We start from the raw sequence: 21,968 nt of genomic DNA, 5'->3' as shown, positions 1-21,968 counted from the left end.
CCGCCTTCTAGGCGGTTAAAATACCGCCTAGAAGGCGGCGTTACGTAAGTCTTAATTACCAATTACCAATTACCAATTACCCATGCCTAATCGGAATCTCTATCCAAATTTCCGTACCTGTCCCAGTTTCCGAAATACATTTCAATTCTCCTTTGTGCTGTTGTACAACAATTTGATAAGTAATAGATAGACCCAATCCAGTGCCATCACCAACGGGCTTAGTAGTAAAAAATGGGTCAAAAATTCGCGATTTCACAGATTCGCTCATCCCGGCTCCATTGTCAGAAATTATAATTAAAACGCGATCCTTATCCAAAGCCTCCGTGTGAATTTTAATCGTCGGTTTCAGATAGTAGGTTTCAGATTCATCTTTAAATTCTCTCCCTGACAGCGGACAACTTAAACCTGATAACTCTAAAGCATCAATCGCATTGTTAATAATATTCAGAAATGCTTGATTTAATAAGCCAGCATAACATTCAATTGGGGGTATTTTGCCGTATTCTTTAATGACTTTAATATCGGGTCGCCCCTCGCGAGCAGGCAAGCGGTGCTGTAACATTAAAATCGTGTTGTCTAGACCGGCGTGAAGATCGACTGGCTGCCATCCTGAACGGTCTGTGCGGGAAAAATCTTGGAGTGAAAGGACTATCTGTCGGATGCGCTCGCTCCCTGTACGCATTGAGAATAAAATCTTAAACAAGTCATCCAGCAGAAAATCTAATTCCATTTCTTGCTGCTTTTGCAAGATTTCTGGACTAGGATTTTTTAATTCTTTTTGATATAATCGCAGTAAGTCTATTAAGTCATCCCCGTAGCTTTGAACGTGACTCAAGTTGCTGTAAATAAACGTGATTGGATTATTAATTTCGTGGGCAATACCAGCTACTAATTGCCCCAGGCTCGACATTTTTTCGCTTTGAACTAATTGAGTCTGAGTTTGCTGCAAGTCTTGTAGGGTTCGCTCTAACTGCTGCGTCAATCCCCGTAACCGCAGGCCCGCACGCACTCGCGCTAGTAACTCTTCTGTTTCAATTGGTTTGGAGAGGAAGTCATCAGCACCGTTGTCGAGTCCTTTTACTCTGTCATCAAGTTCTTCTCGCGCTGTTAATAGGATGAAGAAAGTAGTCGCTAATTCTGGGTTGGCTTTCAGTTGCCGACATACTTCTAACCCATCAATATAGGGCATCATCCAATCACAAATTATCAAGTCAGGAGGTCTTTGCTGGGCTTGGGAGAGACCATCTTGACCGTCGAGGGCGATCGCGACCTCGTGTCCTTCACTCTCCAGTAAGTCTTGCAGGACGATCTGAACCGTTATATCGTCATCAATCACTAGAATTTTTGCCATATCTGTACCAGTTCCATATATATCTATTTTGACGCTCTACTTTCACTTGGCAGCGTCAACGATTCAGTCGGCACAAAATCGAGATTGGTTCATCGAACACTTCTAAAACAGGTATTATTACCATCGTAGGTATACAAAATTGCTGACACTGCTTGCTTAGTCAGACTTTTCCAAGTGCCGCACGACATTCAGAAAAACCCTTAAAATTGCTTAAGAGACATTCAGATTTAGCTTACCAGCTTTGATCCAAGCCGAAACCCTAGAACTATTGGAATGGCCCCGCCTTTGTCATCATTTGGCTACCTTTACGGCAACCAAACTTGGTGCTGTGGCGGCGCTTCACTTGCCAATCCCGGAAACTCCAACTGAGACGGCACAGTTATTAGCCCAGACTCAGGAAACTTACCTTTTGGAGAGCCGCCTTGCCAGAGGCTTAAGTTTTGATGGTATTCAAGATATCGGCGATTCCCTAGAACGGGTTCAAGTCCAAGGTATCCTCAGCGGGGAGGAACTTTTGGCGATCGCGACTACTCTGGCCGGTGCTAGGCAATTACGCCGAGTAATTGATAATCAGCCCGACGTTCCCGTACTCACGGAATTGGTGGCCCAGTTGCGGACTTATCCCGAATTGGAGCAAGAAATTCACCGCTGCATTGATGAACGGGGCCATGTGGCAGACCGAGCCACACCCAAACTTGGCGGTATTCGCGACTCAATGCGGCAGTTACGCGATCGCATCTATCAGGTATTGCAGGGCATCTTACAGCGCCAAGCCAATGCTTTGCAGGAACAACTAATTACTCAAAGGAGCGATCGCTTCGTCCTCCCTGTCAAAGCTCCCCAGAAAGATGCCATTCCCGGCATCGTTCACGACACCTCAATGAGTGGCGCAACATTATACATCGAACCCCATAGAGTTGTCAACCTCAATAATCAAATGCGGCAACTATTGCGGCAAGAACAAGTTGAAGCAGAAGCCGTGCGCCGTGCCTTGAGCGAGCAAGTAGGCGAAGTAAAGCCCGACTTAGAGAGATTGCTAGCGATCGCCACCACCCTAGACTTAGCTTATGCCAAAGCGCGTTATAGCCTTTGGCTAGAAGCAAACCCCCCTAGATTTATCGATTTCGGTGCTACAGAAGCGCTGGGGAGCAGAGACAGTAGGGGCGGTGCCCCCGTGCCCGCCCCAGAGCAGGGGAGCGGGAGGGAATTTCCTACTCTTAAAACTCAAAACCAAGTTGGGGTAGACTCACCGCAGGGTTTAGCCTTGAGAGGCACAAAGCCATCTCTCAAAACCCATAATTCCCCGATAACTTTGCGCCAGTTGCGTCATCCCCTATTGGTATGGCAGCAACAGCACGAACAAGGCTTGCCAGTAGTACCGATTGACCTCATAATTCAGCCGCAAATCCGAGTAGTCGCCATCACCGGCCCCAATACTGGAGGCAAAACAGTCACCCTCAAAACCTTGGGGTTAGCAGCTTTGATGGCAAAAGCAGGATTGTTCGTACCAGCGCGGGAACCCGTAGAACTGCCTTGGTTTGATTACATTTTGGCAGATATCGGCGATGAACAGTCTCTAGAACAAAGCTTATCTACCTTCTCCGGTCACATCCGCCGCATAAGTCGGATCTTAAAGGCGATAGGTGAAGATGGGGAAGATGAGGGAGATAGAAAAGATGAGGAGGAGGGGAAAGTTCCCAGTCAAAAATTAACAGTTAACAGTCAACAGTTAACAGTTAACAATGTCCAATCTCTAGTCTTGCTGGATGAAGTAGGGGCCGGAACTGACCCTTCAGAAGGGAGTGCTTTAGCGATCGCCCTCCTGCAATACCTGGCAGATCGTGCACTGCTGACAGTAGCCACAACCCACTTTGGCGAACTCAAAGCCCTCAAATATCAAGACGATCGCTTTGAAAACGCCTCAGTGGAATTTGACGACAGTTCCCTACAACCAACCTATCGCCTGCTGTGGGGAATTCCGGGACGTTCCAACGCCTTAACGATCGCCAAACGCCTTGGCCTGTTGCCAGAAATTGCAAATCTGGCTGCAACTTATGTCGGTGGCGCATCTGAAGATGTTAACCAGGTAATAGCTGGACTGGAGGCCCAGCGACGGAGACAGGAAACCAAAGCGCGAGAAGCAACTCAACTGTTACAGCAAACAGAAATGCTACATAGGGAAGTTTCCCAAAAAGCAGCAACATTGCAGGAACGGGAACGAGAGTTGAAATTAGGGCAAGAAGTGGCAATACAAGAAGCGATCGCCGCCGCCAAAGCAGAAGTCGCTCAAGTTATCCGCCGTTTGCAACAAGGCCCAGCCTCAGCTCAAAACGCTCAAGAAGCGACCCTAGCTTTAAATCAAATTGGTGAAAAACATCTACCATCCCGCAAAGAACCCGCCAAACCAAAACCAGGGTTTCGTCCTCAAGTAGGCGATCGCATTCGCATCCCCCGCGTTGGTCAAACCGCCGAAGTCCTCAGCGGCCCCGACAACAACGAAGAACTAACCGTCAGATTTGGGATGATGAAAATGACAGTGAAACTGGCAGAAATCGAATCCCTAGATGGTCAGAAACCAGAAATAGCTAAACGAGCAGAGGAGCAAGAGAAAACTCAAAACTCAAGGCTGAGGGCGGGTAGCCAATCAGCACCCCCACAAAACTCAAACCTCAAACCTCAAAACTCCCCCATCACCGTTCGTACTTCCCAGAATACAATCGACCTACGAGGAATGAGAGTATCAGAGGCGGAAAGAGAAATAGACCAAGCTTTCTCAGCGGCAATGGAGTCAGGAGTGCTTTGGATTATTCACGGTAAAGGTACGGGACAGTTGAGGAAAGGCATCCATGAATTCTTAGAATCCCATCCTCTAGTTTCCCACTACGAAATTGCCGGCACAGCAGAGGGAGGTTCTGGAGTCACTATTGCCTATCTCCGTTGAGAAAAAATATCCCGGCGATTGAAATCGCGCCTACACAAACAAAGTCCGCCTACGCGGACTATAAGGTTGATAGACTTTTACACGAGGTTTCTTCCTTCCTTCCTTCTACCTTCTTCCTTCTACCTTCTTCCTTCTTCCTTCTTCCTTCTTCCTTCTTCCTTCTTCTACCTTCTGTCTCATTTTTCGTAACGGCTTTGCCAAACTCTGTCTTATTCAATAAGCTGAAGCTATGCCCTCTATCGTGAAGTTCCCAAATCCCACAAACGTCGCAGGCAAAGTTTCTCCCAAGTGGGAAGAACTGACCCAGAAAGCACCGGAACCGACGCAGCTAGATAACATTAAAGCCCAACTGGATTTAGTGTTGCTAGCGCTCGAAGCTTTGGCTGGGATTGGCTCTGATGCCATGCTCCGAGTAGCGGCGGAACTGAATCTAGAGTCCTTAGTAGCAGACAGGGTAAGCCTGTGGCGGCTCAGACAGTCAAATCCCTTGCGGAAAAGTCAGGGAGGACGAAAAAAACTAGATGTGGAAGAAGCGCGATCGCTAGTTTTAATCGTCTGTCACCTGGCTAAACAACACCAGGCCTTGATCCGTCGAGCCGTCGCCCTGCTCGAACAACTCACTGAGCAAAATCGCGAACCCCATACTGTCGCCTTGCTAGGAGACTACCTGGATACCTTCAGCAATACTTACTCCGATCGCATGGAGGAGGCAGAAGACTTAACGTCAGACAACCTGACTCAGTTAGCTTTCAAACTCCTAATTGATTTGCTCTTCTACAGCAGCCCAGACGGTCATCGTCGCCTCTGGCTAGCCCTTTTAGACCGTTCCAAAAATTAAAAATGCCATCAGTTTGTTCCTGAAATTTTTAATTTTTAATTTTTAATTTTTAATTACTCCTATGGTTCTGCGACGGTACACGCCCCCTACTTGCACCCTAGAAATTACGGCTAAAACTTCGCCCCTCTCCCGTTGGGCGGGTAAACCAGTGTTGAAATCTCTTCGTTTCGAGTTACGGCTCGACGATCCGCGCTTACCAGAAGAAAGGCACGTTACGCTTAAGGGCGATCGCGCTCAACTTGAAGCTCTACACGAAGTGGTAAGCACTTATGTGCAAGACTTTCTCAGTCAGCCCCCCACTGTGGATCTCAGACTAAAATCTGCAACTACAGAGACAATTGCGGAAACAGATTCGGAGTCCTTAGCAGCCCCGACTTTAACTTTAGACGAAGACCGCAATCCTTTTGAAACGGGAGCGAGTACGGTGGATTCAAAAACGCCCTACCCTGTTAATACTTCTCCTCTCCTCACTGCTCACCCGCGCCTGCAAGCGCGGGGCTTGCTGGCTCATGAGCTATTTTTAGGGCAGCTAGCCGAGGATACATCGAGAATCGCGATCGAACTGAGCGCTTTGCAGCTATTTGATATCGCCACAGCTCTTGATGAATATGCCGCAGAATTGTTAGCTTTACCTAACTTTAAGCGTTCAGGCGAAAGTAAAGCTTCCACGCCCTGGCTCCGCAGTGCGGCAGTGGTACTTTTAACAGTAGGATTGACAACCGGTGCGATTAAACTGCTCGATCGCTCTGGCCTCAATGAGCAAACTGCTATTAAGCCATCTAGTCCAACGCCTAGCGCGATCGCCAGCCGCATCTATCCAAGTCCCACTCAGGCTGTACCTCCCCCCCCGGCTTTAGCAACACCGCCATTACCCCCAGCGCCACCACCAGGTTCTATATTACCTAGCCCATTGCCACAAGCGATCGTAACTCCAACTCCCCCTACTCCTGTACAACCCAACCCTGTCCAGCCTCCCCCTCTGCTATTTCCCCAGTCGCCTACCGCTGCACCTCCCAGCACTCCAGAGCGAATTGTAACTATTCCCGGAGATATAAGTCGTCAAGCCCCTGTTTCCCAGGAAGAGCCCATTGCTAGAGCTCCCAAACGAGTTCCCATTGTCCAAAATCCCATACCTGTTCCAGAATCAAACGCGCCATCATCTTCTGGGTTGCCAACTCTGCCAAACCCATCTACTCTTAATAGAATCCCCTCCACACTTACAGGGGAAACTGAACTACCTCCTCTCGCGGATGCTCCATCACCAGTAGATCCGCAGAACAATACTCAGGCTGCTGCACCTAACAGCAACCGCACTCTTTTTGATACAATTCCCCAAGTTACAGAGGCTAGAACTTATTTCGAGCAGAATTGGACTCCCCCTGAAGGTTTGAAAGAAACTTTAGAATACAGTTTGCAGCTAGATGCAAATGGGTCGATTCAACGGATCGTTCCTCGCGGGAAAGCCGCTGGGGATTACATAGATCGGACGAATATGCCCTTAGTCGGAGAGCCTTTTGTCTCTGCTGTCCAAGACGGAAAAACTCCTAGAATTCGCTTGGTCTTGAGACCAAATGGTAAAGTACAAACGTTTTTAGAATCTGTAAATTGATGGTTGTTAGTGGTTAGTTGTTGATTGTCATTGCGAGCGTAGCGAAGCAAGCCCGAAGCAATCGTAATACATATATTGAGATCGCTTCGGGGTTATATCAATTATGAAAAATTTTGCAAATGAAATATATAGCTCTACTGACTTAAACATTTGCGATTGCTTCGCTTGGCTCGCAATGACAATTAGCAACTACAGGACTTACGCAAAAGTATCCGTAAAACCGCTATATTGGCGGTAAAGATACCGCCAAGATGGCGGCGTTACGAATAACTAACCACTAACCACTAACCACTAACCACTAACCACTAACCACTAACAATGACTACAAGCAACAACCCTGAAATTAATGAAGAACGCATCGAAGCATATTTGAAAGTCATTCACGATCTGCTGAGTTGCGAGACTGGCAAAGAAGCAGAAACGCTGAATTCCTATCCTGACTTATTAGATGTTGGGTTGGCGCAAACAATGGAAATGGCAGCAGTAAGGATAGCAGAAGATGGTAATGAGGAAGCGGCTTCCTTTTTGCAAGAAATTGCTGTTCAATTAGCAGAAGCTTTGGACTTATCCCTGCCAGAAGGAATGCCTAGTGAGTATTTTACTTTTTTAGGTGAGATATTGCAGACGATCTCAGAAAATCCAGATCCGCAAATAATATATCCAATTTTGCAAGCAAATGAAGACAAACTCGATCCAGTTTTAGCTGAAATGTTACAATCTTGGGCAATGGCAACTTTGCCAGAAGTAGATGCAGAGGAGAGTTTAGCTTTGGCTGGTGTGATTGGTAATTTTAGTAATTTGATGCAGCAATTTACGGGAGGGGATCGAGGTCACAATTTAGAGATTGCGATCGCAGGTTATGAGGCAATCTCTACAGTTTTCAGTCGAGAGAATTTCCCCGATGTTTGGGCCGGGACTCAAAATAATTTAGCCGCTGCTTATGGGGATCGGGTTTACTTTGACCGTCAAGAAAATTTGGATCGCGCACTCGCCTGTTATGAAAATGCTTTGGAAGTCTATAATTTAACAGAATTCCCGGAGGAATGGGCGAGAACTCAAAAGAATTTAGCCATTACTCAGGAAGCGCGTGCTAGTGTTACAGATAACAGTTAGTTGTTAACAGTTAACTGTTAGTTGTTAGTTGTTAGTTGTTAACTGTATTCAAAACTTTGGTGTTGGGTTATGCTGCGCTCTACCCAACCTACTAATTGTTTATTGATTTGGATGCCAACAAAATCCATATTACTACCATTCGAGGTTTTTTGCAATGTTGAAAAAAATCAAAAATATGAATATTCTGACTGCTGCTGTTGTAGCAATAACACTAATAAATTCTCAAGGTGCTGTTGCTAATACATCCCCATCTGTGAAGATAGTCAGAGCAACAGAAAGACCATTAATATCGCAAATTGTAGCTGAGAATTCCAGTGCTAATGATTATTTTCAAAAAGGGGTGGCGCTGGTTAAGAAACAAGACCTAGCAGGTGCGGAGGCGGCATTTCGTAAAGCAATTGAAATCGATCCTAACTTTGCAGAGGCTTATGCTAATTTGGGCAGCGTTTTAGCAAATCAAAATAAGTTGGAAGAGGCTATTTCTAATTTTGAGAATGCTGTTCGTCTCAAGCCTAATGTGGCAGTGCTTCACTATCTTTTAGGGAGAGCGCTATACGAACAAAATCGACCGAAAGAAGCAGCGGAACCGTTAAAAAAAGCTAGGGATTTGTTTAAGCAGCAAGGTCAAAATCAGGAAGCTGAAACAATTGAGCGAGTTTTGAAAGAAACTGGGCTAGAGTAAGATTAATAGGGGCTAGGGGCTAGGGGCTAGGGGCTAGGGAAAAGGGGAGATATGAGGGACATGGGTTAGGGGTTAGGGGCTAGGGAATGACGTAATAAGGGAATAAGAATCAATGGTTTCAGTAATTTGGAATGTCCTAACCGCCTTGATGGTTAGTATAATTAAAATTTCACAGTGAATCAACTTTCTCCGGCAATTGTCATTTTAGGTCAAAATAGCGTACCTCTGGGACGGAAAATCATCGCGGCCTTACCGGGTTCTTCCCTCTATGGCTTAGCCGATCGCACTTCCGATGTTGATATTAACTTTACCAACTTTGGCGAAACTTTACGGGAATTATTCGCCGCTGGAACGCCAATTATCGGCATTTGTGCTGCTGGAATTTTAATCCGTACTCTCGCCCCTTTAATTACAGATAAACGCCAGGAACCGCCAGTTTTAGCAGTGGCAGAAGATGGCAGTGCAGTTGTACCATTATTGGGGGGATTACATGGTGTAAATGAGTTAGCTAGAGAGATAGCAATAGTTTTAGATGTACAGCCAGCAATTACTACTACGGGCGATATCCGCTTTCGCACAGCTTTACTTAGTCCTCCCAAGGGTTACTATTTGGCAAACCCAGAGGATGCTAAGACTTTTATTTCTGATTTGTTGGCAGGGGCAACGCTACAACTAGATGGTATAGCACCTTGGTTAACTGATAGTAAATTGCCGATCGCTAATCTGGGTAAGTTAACAGTTTGCGTGACCGAAAAAGCGGTTGCGCCCAGGTCTGATTGTTTAGTTTATCATCCGGCAACTGTGGCGATCGCACTGAGTTCTTTATCCCACATTGAACCAGAAATTGCGCTGTCTTATGTGCAGCAAGTTTTAGACGATTCAGGGTTAGCCGCCGCGTCTGTTGCTGCAATCTTCGCTTTAAAAGATGATATGGGACATTTGGCAATTGAAGCGATCGCCCAAAAGTTTAAAGTTCCTGCCCGTTTTTTCGATCCAAGGGAACTTGTAGAATTTCCTGCTGAGATTAATTCGCTATTTCCAGAGGCCCAGAGAGAAGAGAAAGGCGTAATGGCGGGACGAATTGCGCTTACGGCTGTGGGTGTTGGGGGGCGGTTGGTGGGATGTCAGAAATTTGGGGGGATGAGTTGCGCGATCGCGATCGCTTCGGAACCTATTGATGTTAATACTATGGGACACCCACGCGGTCAACTGGCAATAGTGGGGACGGGGCCTGGAGGGACACAGTGGATGTCCCCAGAAGTCAAAGAAATATTGCGCGAGGCTACGGATTGGGTTGGTTATAAGTTCTATCTCGATTTAGCGGGTGCCCAGAGGGAGGGACAAAGGCGACATGATTCGGATAATCGAGAAGAATTAGATCGGGCGCGTTTTGCCTTAGATTTAGCAGCAGAGGGTAAATCTGTAGCGGTTGTCTCGTCGGGAGATCCCGGTATTTTTGCGATGGCTGCGGCTGTATTTGAGGTTTTAGAACGGGAAGCTAAGCCGGAATGGGAGGGGATTGATATTCGGGTTGCGCCTGGGATTTCGGCGATGCAGGCGGCGGCTGCGTTGATTGGAGCTCCTCTCGGTCATGATTTTTGTGTAGTTTCACTTTCGGATATTCTGAAGCCTTGGTCAGCGATCGAACAGCGAATTATTGCTGCGGCTAAGGCTGATTTTGCGATCGCTTTTTACAATCCAGTATCGAAACAACGCACTTGGCAACTGGGTAAGGCAAAGGAGATTATATTACAATTGCGATCGCCTGAAACTCCCGTTGTTTTGGGACGCAATCTCGGCCGGCCAGGACAATCAGTCAAGGTTTGCACTCTCGATCGATTTCAGCCTGAAGATGCTGATATGAGAACTTTGGTGATTATTGGATCGAGTCAAACTCGGATAATCGATCGCAAATATGGAGGTGTCTGGGTTTATACGCCGAGGCGATATTCTGAATCGGTAATTGTTAGTGGTTAGTGGTTAGTGGTTAGTGGTTAGTGGTTAGTGGTTAGTGGTTAGTGGTTAGTGGTTAAATGTCATTGCGAGCCCAGCGAAGCAATCCCAAACCTCTGCGTTGGCGTAGCCTGCCCGAAGGGCTTATGCTTCACTTCACTTCGTGACCTTCGCTTCGGACATGGCTGCGTTTATTGACGAAAGCGGTTGCTATACTTCTGAACAATTACCCAGGTCTCCAGATAACTTCCCAGTGGAGATGGATGTAATAGCTGTTTTGACGCTTAAGTAAAGTAGCGCTTTGAAGTTGCTGACCTTTGAGTAGATTTAACTGATGCTTGCCAATCAGTACCTTAAATCGCTGTTGCCCGTCTAGTAAACTTATACTGACGGTCATATCCTCCTCTCGGAATGAGAAAATCCCAACATTGTACTCAGCACTGGTAGGCTTAAACTCTTTGACAATGCTGCCAGACCTTTGTGCAATTTGGCGATTTTCAGCTACCCGATCGATCGCACAAATTGCCAAGCTAGGCGAGAGCCCAAACTCTTCCTTAACAGCTTGATAACTCCGAGACTTAATGCGATCGCTGCTAGTGAAGGTAATCGGAACAATTTTGTGAATGTAATTGCAAGCCAAAGCCAAAGCCTTAAGGGTGGCATCTATTTCAGAAGCCGCATCTGAGGGCACTTCGAGTTTGCAAGCAACAGTCAGAACTTTTTTGATGTCAAAAGTATAATTTTGCACCGACCTGCCTAATTATCCACCTCAGCCATTTCAATCACGCGGCCGTCTAAATCCTTAACTAAGAAATTCAGCGGTTTTTCGCGACGAATTTTATACTTAATTCCCTGTATTTGCACCCGCATCAACACTTGTTCTAAACAGTCGCGGTCAAAACAAACGTGCCGCTGGCGATTTTTCTGTCCCAAACCGGCCCCGCTGATGATGTGCAACTGGGTATTCTTCATTAATTGATACCATAGACCATCTGGGTTCCCGGTTGCTGGACTTACGGCTGCTCTACCGACATTTGGGGACAGGTAAAGTGGGTCAATACCCGTAGACCCCAAAGTTTGCTCGTAGTTGTAGTAGTAGTGGAGGGGAACTTCTGCGACTGGTAGTTCTAGGATACCTTCATAGAACTGTCGGGCGTGGGCAAGATCCGATACCATAATTGTGTGAACTTTCGGAGCACTGGTGAGAAACATCCACATTGCTACTGCATAGGCCGCCAGGAGGATCACCATAATGCCTTGAGTTGAAAATAAGCTATCCAGTGGCAGGGATGGCAAGAAAGAACTCAAGTGTAAGGGCTGAAGTGCGGAAGCTATAACACTAACTGCTAGAGGCATGAATGGAAGAAGGGGTAAACAACTAAATTTAAAATTGTACTTAGACTATTAATCTAGTCATCTATGTTAACAAAAACCAGCCGTTAAGCAAGCCTCGACCTACAGATTCAGGATTTGGGGTGTGAGATTAAAAATTTATAAAATCCAGACGGGATGGGCTTTTTAACCTCTATTGGTGTTGTTGCTCAAAAAAATGGGATCTGATGAAAGTCTTTGTGTATGGCACTCTCAAACCGGGGGAATGTAATTATCTGCGATACTGCCAGGGGAAGGTTGCGGCGGCCGATCCGGCGATCGCGATCGGTGAACTTTTTGCTCTGTCTTTAGGCTATCCTGCTATGACTGCGGGGGTTGGTAGTGTCTATGGCTTTGTCCTGACATTCACTGATACCAGTATTTTAGGGGATCTCGATCGCCTTGAAGACTACGATCGCCTGCGTTCCCCGGAAGAAAATGAATATCAGCGTCAGGAGATTGAAGTCTTCGATCGCGATCGTCAATCTCTGGGAATGGCTTGGGCTTACTTAATGTTACGCGATCGCGTGCGCTCTCTCGGCGGTATTCCTCTGCCCGATGGTTGTTGGTACAGCAGTTTGCTGTAACTGCTATGGCGCTACTTTTCCTGTTACAGAGAATGTTTCATTGTCTGCTGTATTTCTGCTTCACACCTGCGATCGCCATCCATAATAAATAAAAATCCTACAAAGACCCTTGATACCGGAGCTAATGATTATATAACCACATCTATTTTTAAAGATGAACTACTGGCAAAAATTAAAACTCATTATTCTCAATCAACTACATTTCTAGAAAACTATCGCATCCTTTTTATCAAATGTGTTATAGATCACACAAGTCCCAAGAAAAGGCAGTCAAAATTGAGTTGATAGTGGATGATACAATGACAAAGACCTCTCGCTTTTCGATCTTATTTAGCTGTGTAGTTGCCTTCTGCTTCTGGCTGGGAAGCTGCACCAATCAACTGCCAGCTAAGGCAGTTTCCATCAACTTTGCATCAGCACCGTTCTATAGAGATGTATTAATTGAACTTGAAAGACAATATCGACAAGAAAAGTTCAATGTCACCATTAACTATACCTTTTCTGGCTCAACTGCACTGAAAGAGCGCATTGAGCAGGGAGAGTCCTTCGACATCTGTCTAATTACTTCTAAAGCATTAGATGAGTTTCAGAAACAAGGACTATTATTATCGGAAACGATCAAAGATTTAGTTAGTACACAAATGGTTTTAATTGTTCCGGTTGATTCTCCACTCGCGATCGCGGACTTTAAGGACTTAACTAGCGATCGGATCAAAACAATCGCTATGGGGACAGAAAGGCTGGGAATTGGTCAATATACCAAAGAGATTTTGACTAACTTGGGGATTTTTAAACAGGTTCAATCTAAAGCTGTATGGGCTAATGTTGAAATCCGTGAAATCAGCAAAGCTGTGGAAAGCAACCAAGCTGATATAGGCATTACTTACCTACCCGAAGCCAAGTCATCTAACAAACTCAAAATTGCTGCGATCGCTCCTACAAGTTCCCTCAAACCAATTATTGCAAAGCTGGCTGTCCTTAAGAATAGCCAACACCCTGTAGAAGCAAAGGCATTGATCGAATTTCTCACCAGTGCTAAAGCAATGTTAATATTTGAGAAATATGGTTTTACTACTATTTCACCGTCATAGAAATCTTAAGCTGGAGACTATCCAATGAAACTTTCCCTGAAACTAAATCCCCAATTTTTGTTCCGAGTAGCGACAGGACTAGGTACTGCTACGCTGTTATCAATATCAGTTAGTGGACTAGCATTTTTGAGCGTATTGCGTACCCTAGAAGCTAATCGGAGCGTACAAGAAAAAGTAGAAACCATCGATCGAATAGGACAGGTATTAGATAACGTTAGAGATGCTGAAAACGGACAGCGGGGCTATATATTAACTGGCGAAAATAGCTATATTGATTCTTACACAAGTGCCAGACTCGATCTTGACCAATGCTTTCAATTACTGCGGCGACTGTTAGCAGATCAACCAGAGAAAAAACGCCAGCTAGATTACCTTCAGCCCTTAGTACAAAGTTATCTAAACCAATTGAATCAAATAATTAAACTGCGGCGCAACCAAGGATTAAATGTAGCTTTGTTGGAAATTAAACGCAATCAGGATGCAAAGAAGCTAACCGATCGAATTCGTGTAGTCGTTAGCAATATGGACGCACAAGAAAGGGCCGTATTGTTCGAGCGACAGCAGGAAGCTGGTAGTAGTTTACAGCGGTCTATAGTTGCTTTTGTCTGCGGAACTCTATTTAATCTGCTTATTTTTACTTGGGTTTATCGATTGATTTTTGACGAAATCTACAAGCGGAAACAAACTGAAATTCAATTAAAAGAAGCTAAAGAAGAAGCAGAACAAGCTAAACTTGCTGCGGAAGTTGCCAACAAAGCCAAAAGTGAATTTCTCGCTAACATGAGCCATGAACTCAGAACCCCTCTTAATGGTATTTTGGGCTATGCTCAAATCCTTATTCGCTCAAAAAATATTCAAGAAAATGAACTAAAAGGCTTGGGGATTATTCAGCAGTGCGGTTCTCATTTACTTACCCTGATTAATGATATTTTAGACCTCTCTAAAATAGAAGCAAGAAAAATGGAACTAACCCCTAATGAATTCCATTTTCTAGCATTTCTTCAAGCTGTCAGTGAAATTGTCCGCATCAAAGCCGAACAAAAAGGAATTGCTTTCATTACTCAATTCGATCCTGCACTCCCTATAAGCGTACAAGCTGATGAGAAACGCTTACTACAAGTCTTGATTAATCTCTTAGGTAATGCTGTCAAGTTTACAGATAGAGGAGGCGTTACTTTCAAGGTTGGTTTGATTGAATCATCGACCATTGAACAAGAAGCAAATACTCTCAATGCTGTTAACAAAATTCGCTTTCAAATAGAAGATACTGGAGTGGGAATGAGTGAAGAACAAAGGCAGAAAATATTTATTCCCTTTGAGCAAGTAGGTGAGACAAAACGAATGGCTGAAGGGACAGGATTAGGTTTAGCTATTAGTTCAAAAATTGTGGATGTGATGGCTAGTCAGATTCAAGTGACTAGCAAGCTCGGATTTGGTAGTCAATTTTGGTTTGATTTAGATTTACCTTGTGCTAATGAGTTTAGATTGAAACCTACTTTTGAGTTAAAGGGTACAATTATAGGCTTTACAGGCAATAAACGCAAAATATTAGTTGTAGATGACCGCTGGGAAAATTGCTCAGTGATTGTAAATTTACTGACTCCCATAGGTTTTGAAGTGTTTGAAGCTGCTAATGGTGCTGAAGGATTAGAAAAAGCAACTGAATTAATGCCGGATGTGATTATCACTGATTTAGTCATGCCTGTGATGGATGGGTTTGAATTACTGCGTCGCTTGCGAAATTCAGAGACATTAAAAGATACAATTGTAATCGTTTCTTCAGCGAGTGTTTTTGAGACAGACCAATATAAGAGTTTAGATGCAGGTGCGAATGCTTTTTTGCCTAAACCGGTACAAGTCTCAGAATTGTTTGAATTATTGCAGAAGAAGTTAGATTTATCTTGGGTTTATGCAGAGTCAACGAGTTCTCAATTTACTACTCAATCGATTCCTAAAATATCTAATCTTGAATCTTTGGTGATTCCACCGGCAGTATGGATAGAAGCTTTGTACGATTTGGCAAAAAAGGGGAATTTAAAGGCTGTGCTTAAAAAAGCAGAGGAATTAAAAAAGTTAGATGAGGAATGGGTTCCCTTTGCTGACGAAGTAACCAGATTAGCTAAAGGGTTTCAGGAAAAACAACTTCAGTCATTCTTAACTAACTATTACAATCCTAAAGGAGATAATTCTTTGGTCAGTTAATTGAGGGTGTTGCTGAAACCCTTACTTTTATTGCCTTTAGTGTAGCTATCTTTTCAATCCCTAATAGGGATTTAGTTGATTTGCAACTTGAGCAAGAAATAGAAAAAATAAAACTAACTGAATCTTAGTTTCAATCCCTAATAGGGATTTATTTGATTTGCAACCAGAGGAAAAATAATTTTGAAATCTAATCTTTAAGTTTCAATCCCTAATAGGGATTTATTTGATTTGCAACTTGTCTGCAATTCCTGAAAGTATGAAATTTATTTTTATAACTTTGTTTCAATCCCTAATAGGGATTTATTTGATTTGCAACCAGATAAATTACCTTTTTGGGGTAATTTGTCCTCCGATGTTTCAATCCCTAATAGGGATTTATTTGATTTGCAACTATATTGAGCAACCAGTGACCAATACTCCCGCGTTCGGGTGTTTCAATCCCTAATAGGGATTTATTTGATTTGCAACTTGAAACCAATCCAACATTCAACCCAACTTTTTATCGGTTTCAATCCCTAATAGGGATTTATTTGATTTGCAACAATGAAACCCAAACCAATTCCAAAATCGGAGTTACAAGTTTCAATCCCTAATAGGGATTTATTTGATTTGCAACCTTGCAAACCATCGTCCTTGGTTCATTCTTGTCTCCTTTAGGTTTCAATCCCTAATAGGGATTTATTTGATTTGCAACTCAGATTCAGTTAGAAAATACCCGATATCAGCAAAAGATGGGGTTTCAATCCCTAATAGGGATTTATTTGATTTGCAACCCACTGCGCCACCGACATACTCCCCAAGATCAATGTTGCCACGTTTCAATCCCTAATAGGGATTTATTTGATTTGCAACGCGATCGCAAGATTGCTGCAAGAATTTTACACAGTTTCAATCCCTAATAGGGATTTATTTGATTTGCAACGTAATGTCAAATCCCACACATAAGCAGTTTGTCGGCAGTTTCAATCCCTAATAGGGATTTATTTGATTTGCAACTTGGGAAAAATCCTGCGATAGTATCCGCGATCGTGTTTCAATCCCTAATAGGGATTTATTTGATTTGCAACTCATTGATGAGTAGTCCATCAGAAGCATTAAGAATTTCGAGTTTCAATCCCTAATAGGGATTTATTTGATTTGCAACCGCTGACCTCTGGAAGCCTTGCTGTATTTGATTTTCAAGGTACTGTTTCGGGAACCTATCGTCAATATACCGTTTCAGCGATCGGTTTGTCAAGAGGCAAAAACAAAAAAAAGCTTCAAACCCAATCACAGCAAATATTACAGACTTTGCGGGAATCACCTTCACTATTCCACACACCCCAAAACCTTGCAGTATAAGCAATTCAGCCCCAAAAATTTACACCCTAAAAAAAACACCTACCCATTCCCGCAAAGCTATCTCTCAACAGCCCCCATCCACCATGTAACTCATCAACCAATTTGCCGCCGTCGCCCGACGAGTCTGCCGAGGCCCAAACTCCCCAATTTTATAACCCTTAAACCCCAACTTTTCCTTAAGCAACTGCTTATTCTCCTGCGGAATAGAACGAGTAAGCTTAACCGTCGCAGGGCGAGACTCAATAAAATCCGGTGGTTGTGGATATTCCTCCCGCCATTCCTCTGGAACATGGGCATTATTCCACATACCGTTACCATCGCAGCGATAGCCTAAACATTGCCAAACTAACTGATTGACAGTGGCATCGTCTATCTCCTCGTTAAGAATAGCCCAAATAGTTTCGATAGTCAGTGGTAGCAAGTCAGACATAATCTGGCGTATTACAAATTAGAAAAGTCACTATCGATCTTAGGCTAACCCTTGGGAATACAATATAGATCCTCAGAGATATTTTACTGCATTCAATCTGAGAGGGGGATAGAAAAGGGGTTCGTATCTGCGGAATGCGAGATGCCTGCGGCTGGCTATCCCTACGCATTTCCCCCGAATCCCCTTAACTTTCAAAATCAACTAACCTTTCAAAATTCCATCCTTCTCAGCCATCGACAACATTAAATCAATGACACGGTTAGAATAACCCCACTCATTGTCATACCAAGAAACTACCTTGAAGAATTTAGAATTAAGTGCAATTCCCGCTTTCTTATCAAAAATGCTGGAACGAGCATCACCTCTAAAATCCATTGAAACAACTTCATCCTCAGTATAGCCGAGAATGCCTTTCAATTCACCCTCAGAAGCTTGCTTCATCGCTGCACAAATTTCATCATAGCTAGTTTCCTTAGCTGTGCGAAAAGTAAGGTCAACTACCGATACATCTGGAGTCGGTACGCGAAAAGCCATCCCGGTAAGTTTACCCTTCAATTCTGGCAATACCAAGGTGACAGCTTTAGCCGCACCCGTAGAAGAGGGAATAATATTTTGAGAAGCACCACGTCCACCGCGCCAATCTTTCTGACTAGGGCCATCTACTGTTGGTTGAGTGGCTGTCATCGCGTGTACAGTGGTCATCAAACCTTCTTCTAAACCAAAATTATCATTGATAACTTTGGCAATAGGAGCTAGACAATTAGTGGTGCAACTAGCATTAGAAACTATGGTATCTTTCGCGGGGTCAAAATTGTGGTGATTAACACCTACTAAGAATGTCGGCACTTTTTCTGGATCTTTTGTGGGTGCAGAAAGCACTACTCTTTTTGCTCCCCCAGCTAAGTGTTTTGAAGCTCCTTCGGCATCAGTAAATAGCCCTGTAGATTCTACTACATAATCAGCGCCCAATTTGCCCCAAGGTAGTTCCGTAGGGTTTCTAATCGCAGTACAGGGAATAAAACGCCCGTCAATAGAAATACCGCCTTCTTTAGCTTCTACAATTCCGGGATAAGTGCCGTGCGTTGAGTCGTATTTGAACAAATAAGCGAGGTTATCTGCTGACACTAAGTCGTTAATGCCAACAAATTCGATTTGGGGGTTATTGATGCCTGCGCGAACTACTAAGCGTCCAATGCGACCAAATCCATTTATACCAACTTTTAAGGTGGCCATGATTAAAACTCCTCTGGAAATACCGTCACTCGCTCTAAAAATTGCGAATCACGGGTTACAGATTAGCATAGTGGTTGATGGCTTCCAACCGCTTCTTTTTTATCTCTTAAGGAAGAAGGAAGAAAGAAGGATTTAGCAATAGGGGGTAATGTCTTCGCCGCAAACGTCTGCGAGGTAAGTCAGCGCCCGGAAGCGCAAGCTCATTAATTGGTCGTAAAGGGGGTTGATTTTGCACATAGGCGGAATGTGGAAGAGATTGCGCCCAAATAGCTTTATATCGCGTGCGAAGGGGCATTGAGAGGGAATTAGTTTGCAGGCGGTATGGGCAAAATTGCGATCGCGGATTTCAATGCTATCGATGCGATCGCGAATTGGGTGTAGCAGGAAATCGAAGAGGCTTTGATGTGTCGCGGGGGGTTGGGAGGAGATGTTGGTGTAGATGTACATAACCCAGAAGCCATAAATTTAATTTACACTTTGAATGTAATTCGCGATCGCTCTGGGTAAGATTTGCTTTGTGCAAGTGCTTGAACCGACTGGATGACTACAGAAAGAGCCGCAATTGATGAATAATTTAGTAAATCCTGAAAAAGCTTTGGTATATAGTCTTGGGGAGTTTTGGGAGTGATAGCAAAGTGGATTTACGACACAGGGATAGGGTGCGATACCTGCGGCTGGCTACGCCTACGGGCTGACACTTGGTAAAGTGTCACTAACGTAATGCCGTCCTCTAGAAGGTAACAATACCACTCAGAGGGTGGCGCTACAAATAGCGCCGCAGCTACGCCAGCCGCAGGCATCGTACTTTTGTCAACCTTCTTCTGGGTCAATTCCCAGCGCTCTCAACCTTGCTGCCAATTGTTCGGCCCGTTGTCGCTGCTGCTGTTCCCGATTTTGAGCTTCCAGTCGCGCTTCCGCCTCAGTAGGATATCGATTTCCTTCGCGATCGTACCAATATAACCACTCCCGCGCAATTCCCTCATAAATTCCTTGTTCAGAACCTATCCCTAAACTAATTTCAGGCATCCAAACTGGATTATTTGTCACTAATTGATATTTACCTTGATTGAGTCGGTAAATAGTTAAATGAGGTTTGCGACGGCGGGGAGCATAAATTACATAATACAACACTCCTAACCGAGCATATTCTAATTTTTTGCGCTTGTATTCCCCACCAGGAGTTTTCGATACTACTTCAATAGCAAGCATGGGAATAATACCGTTTTCTTCCCAAGTAACGTAGCTCAATCGCAGGTTTTCCCCTTTAATTCTGGGTACTCCTAAACTTAAAAATCCATCCGGTACTATGGCTGGTTGATTAGGGTCATAATACCAAGCCATATCAATACCAAAAAACCAGTCATCCCGGTTTGCCCAAATCAAAGCAAGAATAGATTTTAACAGGTGAGGAATGATATCTTGTAATTCGCTATCCACTGGGGTTTCGTCTGAGTAAGGCAGTGATTCTGCGGTGGGTAAATTTGATTGGGAAGTGCGATCGTAGAGTAGCATGATTGTTCCTCTGTTTGTGAAGTTAATATCTTGTAAGTGGGCGCAATAGAAATCATTTATGAAATTAAAAATCATTGGAAATGCGCCCACTATCTCACTTATAAAAGTTAGATTATTCCAGCCAAGGACGAGTCATCAATTCTAATTGATTAACTTCATCTTCGCTCAAATTCCAACCTAAAGCACCAGCATTTTCTAGTGCTTGTTTTGCCGTTTTTGCTCCTGGAATCGGAATTACACCACCCTGAGCAATTAACCAATTTAGCGCAACTTGACCCTGTGTGCGGTCGTATTTCTTACCAAGTTTCCGCAATGTAGACATCACTAACGCAATTTTTTCTAACCCAGTTTTACTAAAACGCGAATCAAATTTGCGTGCTCCGACAGGTTGCTCTTGAGCGCTATACTTGCCTGTAAGTAATCCCTGCGCTAAGGGACTGTAAGCTAAAATAGTCACACCCAATTCGCGCGCAGTATCGACAATTTTCTGCTTTTCAACTTGGCGCGATAGCAGCGAGTAGCGTACTTGATTCGTTGCCAAGGGAACGCCTTGACGTGCTAAAATCTTGTGAGCTAAACGCATCTGTTCTGCGGTATAATTGCTCACACCTACGGTCTGAATCCTGCCCTTTTTTACCTCATCTGCTAAAGCATTCATCAGCGTTTCTTGATTCATCAAAAAACTATAAGGCCAATGCACTTGATAAAGAGCTATTTGCTCAACTTGCAAGCGTTTTAAACTGGCTGTTAAGGCATCGGTAACTGATTTTGCTGTGATTCGTAAAGGCATCGGCCCGTATTTTGTAGCAATCTGTACCGGTTGAGAGGTTTTCTTCATAAATTCCCCCAATAATTCCTCTGATAAGCCATTACCGTAGACTTCGGCTGTATCAAAGAAGTTTACACCTGCGTCTAGAGATGCCTTAAATGCTTCCTCTACTTCTGTTGCACCATAGTTACTGCCATAATTCCAAAAAAGTTTATCACCCCACGCCCAAGTTCCGATGCACAGGGGAGTAACGGCTGGCCCATTTTGTCCCAAGGTAATTTTTGTCACGGTAGATCAACCCTTAATTATTTTACTATGTACAATTAGTGCATAATTACTGTAACAGGTGCGCTATACTTGCTGTTACTTCCATCTAGCAGTAAATAAATTATACTATGTCTGAAGATAGTTTACAAATCATCCTTGACCGTCTCGCTAATAATCTCAAACGCGATGTATTAGTTCAAGAAAACCTCAACAATATCAGATTGACTCTTGATGTTGACCGGGTAGTTTTGTATTTTTTTTACAAACAATGGAAGGGGCAAGTAACTTGCGAGTCAGTAAATTCTAGCGATTTATCTATTTTTGGTTCAACGGGGCCAGATCAGTGTTTTAATAATGAATATGCTGCTTTGTATGAAGCTGGACGAGTGAGAGCAATTCCAGATATTGAAACAGAAAAAATCGAAGCTTGCCATAGAAATTTGCTCCGCACTATGAAAGTCCGTGCTAATTTAGTAGTACCTATTTTAACTCGCGGTGGTCTGTGGGGTTTGTTAATTGCTCATCATTGTAGTGGGCCTCATTCCTGGTCAGCTTTAGATATTAAATTCATGCAAGAAAAGGCAAAAAATATCGCAACTGCCCCTGCAATTATAGATAATTAATACAGGACTTACACATACTCCCGTAACGCCGCCTTCTAGGCGGTATCCTAACCGC

Annotated in this window: 19 protein-coding genes and 1 CRISPR repeat array; of the genes, 10 read left to right on the top strand and 9 right to left on the bottom strand. The window is 44.0% G+C overall.

The window, feature by feature from the left end:
- Positions 1-76: 76 nt before the first annotated feature.
- Positions 77-1,351 (bottom strand): response regulator, encoded by a 1,275-nt coding sequence (locus PY364_RS11320; protein ID WP_275522601.1) that lies wholly within the window; start codon positions 1,349-1,351, stop codon positions 77-79.
- Positions 1,352-1,592: 241 nt separating this feature from the next.
- Here PY364_RS11320 and PY364_RS11315 point away from each other — a divergent pair, with 241 nt between their 5' ends.
- Positions 1,593-4,292 (top strand): endonuclease MutS2, encoded by a 2,700-nt coding sequence (locus PY364_RS11315; RefSeq protein WP_275522600.1) that lies wholly within the window; start codon positions 1,593-1,595, stop codon positions 4,290-4,292.
- Between the two features lie 58 nt (positions 4,293-4,350).
- Here the strand turns inward: PY364_RS11315 and PY364_RS11310 are convergent, their stop codons facing one another.
- Complete coding sequence (locus PY364_RS11310) at positions 4,351-4,509, bottom strand: hypothetical protein (protein ID WP_275522598.1); 159 nt, start codon at positions 4,507-4,509, stop codon at positions 4,351-4,353.
- A 12-nt stretch (positions 4,510-4,521) separates the two neighbouring features.
- Here PY364_RS11310 and PY364_RS11305 point away from each other — a divergent pair, with 12 nt between their 5' ends.
- From PY364_RS11305 to cobJ, 5 genes are all read left to right on the top strand, one after another.
- The gene (locus tag PY364_RS11305; protein ID WP_275522597.1) at positions 4,522-5,130 is read left to right on the top strand and encodes a DUF3038 domain-containing protein; all 609 of its coding nucleotides are present in this window, start codon (positions 4,522-4,524) and stop codon (positions 5,128-5,130) included.
- A 61-nt stretch (positions 5,131-5,191) separates the two neighbouring features.
- A complete protein-coding gene (locus PY364_RS11300) occupies positions 5,192-6,739 on the top strand; it encodes a DUF4335 domain-containing protein (protein WP_275522596.1) in 1,548 nt (515 codons plus the stop codon).
- Positions 6,740-7,057: 318 nt separating this feature from the next.
- Positions 7,058-7,852: a hypothetical protein gene (locus PY364_RS11295; RefSeq protein ID WP_275522594.1), complete on the top strand. Its 795-nt coding sequence runs from the start codon at positions 7,058-7,060 to the stop codon at positions 7,850-7,852.
- 154 nt (positions 7,853-8,006) lie between these two features.
- A complete protein-coding gene (locus PY364_RS11290; protein WP_275522593.1) occupies positions 8,007-8,534 on the top strand; it encodes a tetratricopeptide repeat protein in 528 nt (175 codons plus the stop codon).
- Positions 8,535-8,708: 174 nt separating this feature from the next.
- The gene (gene cobJ / locus PY364_RS11285) at positions 8,709-10,511 is read left to right on the top strand and encodes a precorrin-3B C(17)-methyltransferase (RefSeq protein WP_275522592.1); all 1,803 of its coding nucleotides are present in this window, start codon (positions 8,709-8,711) and stop codon (positions 10,509-10,511) included.
- Positions 10,512-10,713: 202 nt separating this feature from the next.
- On the opposite strand, the gene PY364_RS11280 is transcribed toward cobJ, so the two are convergent.
- Positions 10,714-11,235, bottom strand: coding sequence for a hypothetical protein (locus tag PY364_RS11280; protein ID WP_275522590.1), 522 nt, complete (start codon positions 11,233-11,235; stop codon positions 10,714-10,716).
- An 8-nt stretch (positions 11,236-11,243) separates the two neighbouring features.
- Positions 11,244-11,843, bottom strand: a complete 600-nt coding sequence (locus PY364_RS11275; protein WP_275522588.1) for a glyoxalase-like domain protein — start codon at positions 11,841-11,843, stop codon at positions 11,244-11,246.
- A 203-nt stretch (positions 11,844-12,046) separates the two neighbouring features.
- Between PY364_RS11275 and PY364_RS11270 the strand changes: the two genes are divergently transcribed.
- The 3 genes from PY364_RS11270 to PY364_RS11260 all read left to right on the top strand — a co-directional run bounded on the left by PY364_RS11270 (position 12,047) and on the right by PY364_RS11260 (position 15,738).
- Complete coding sequence (locus PY364_RS11270) at positions 12,047-12,445, top strand: gamma-glutamylcyclotransferase (RefSeq protein WP_275522587.1); 399 nt, start codon at positions 12,047-12,049, stop codon at positions 12,443-12,445.
- A gap of 299 nt (positions 12,446-12,744) precedes the next feature.
- Positions 12,745-13,536, top strand: a complete 792-nt coding sequence (gene modA / locus PY364_RS11265; protein WP_275522586.1) for a molybdate ABC transporter substrate-binding protein — start codon at positions 12,745-12,747, stop codon at positions 13,534-13,536.
- Positions 13,537-13,560: 24 nt separating this feature from the next.
- A complete protein-coding gene (locus PY364_RS11260) occupies positions 13,561-15,738 on the top strand; it encodes a CHASE3 domain-containing protein (RefSeq protein ID WP_275522585.1) in 2,178 nt (725 codons plus the stop codon).
- 50 nt (positions 15,739-15,788) lie between these two features.
- Positions 15,789-16,882: direct repeats of the CRISPR family, unit length 37 nt; unit sequence GTTTCAATCCCTAATAGGGATTTATTTGATTTGCAAC.
- Between the two features lie 261 nt (positions 16,883-17,143).
- Here the strand turns inward: PY364_RS11260 and PY364_RS11255 are convergent.
- From PY364_RS11255 to PY364_RS11235, 5 genes are all read right to left on the bottom strand, one after another.
- Entirely contained in the window at positions 17,144-17,509 is a 366-nt protein-coding gene (locus PY364_RS11255; protein ID WP_275522583.1) for a DUF1823 family protein, read from the bottom strand.
- Positions 17,510-17,710: 201 nt separating this feature from the next.
- Positions 17,711-18,742 (bottom strand): type I glyceraldehyde-3-phosphate dehydrogenase, encoded by a 1,032-nt coding sequence (gene gap / locus PY364_RS11250; RefSeq protein WP_275522581.1) that lies wholly within the window; start codon positions 18,740-18,742, stop codon positions 17,711-17,713.
- A gap of 132 nt (positions 18,743-18,874) precedes the next feature.
- Positions 18,875-19,189, bottom strand: coding sequence for a Mo-dependent nitrogenase C-terminal domain-containing protein (locus tag PY364_RS11245; RefSeq protein WP_275522579.1), 315 nt, complete (start codon positions 19,187-19,189; stop codon positions 18,875-18,877).
- A gap of 363 nt (positions 19,190-19,552) precedes the next feature.
- On the bottom strand, positions 19,553-20,254 hold the full coding sequence (locus PY364_RS11240; protein ID WP_275522577.1) for a Uma2 family endonuclease: 702 nt from the start codon (positions 20,252-20,254) through the stop codon (positions 19,553-19,555).
- 112 nt (positions 20,255-20,366) lie between these two features.
- On the bottom strand, positions 20,367-21,311 hold the full coding sequence (locus tag PY364_RS11235; RefSeq protein WP_275522575.1) for an aldo/keto reductase: 945 nt from the start codon (positions 21,309-21,311) through the stop codon (positions 20,367-20,369).
- Positions 21,312-21,418: 107 nt separating this feature from the next.
- On the opposite strand from PY364_RS11235, the gene PY364_RS11230 reads away from it, so the two are divergent.
- Positions 21,419-21,913, top strand: a complete 495-nt coding sequence (locus tag PY364_RS11230; protein ID WP_275522574.1) for a GAF domain-containing protein — start codon at positions 21,419-21,421, stop codon at positions 21,911-21,913.
- Positions 21,914-21,968: the final 55 nt, after the last annotated feature.

This window comes from Kamptonema sp. UHCC 0994 (assembly GCF_029167235.1).
Taxonomy (GTDB): Bacteria; Cyanobacteriota; Cyanobacteriia; order Cyanobacteriales; family Microcoleaceae; genus Kamptonema.
The sequence above is the reverse complement of the archived record's forward strand: the minus strand, read 5'-3'. Positions and strand labels throughout refer to the sequence as shown.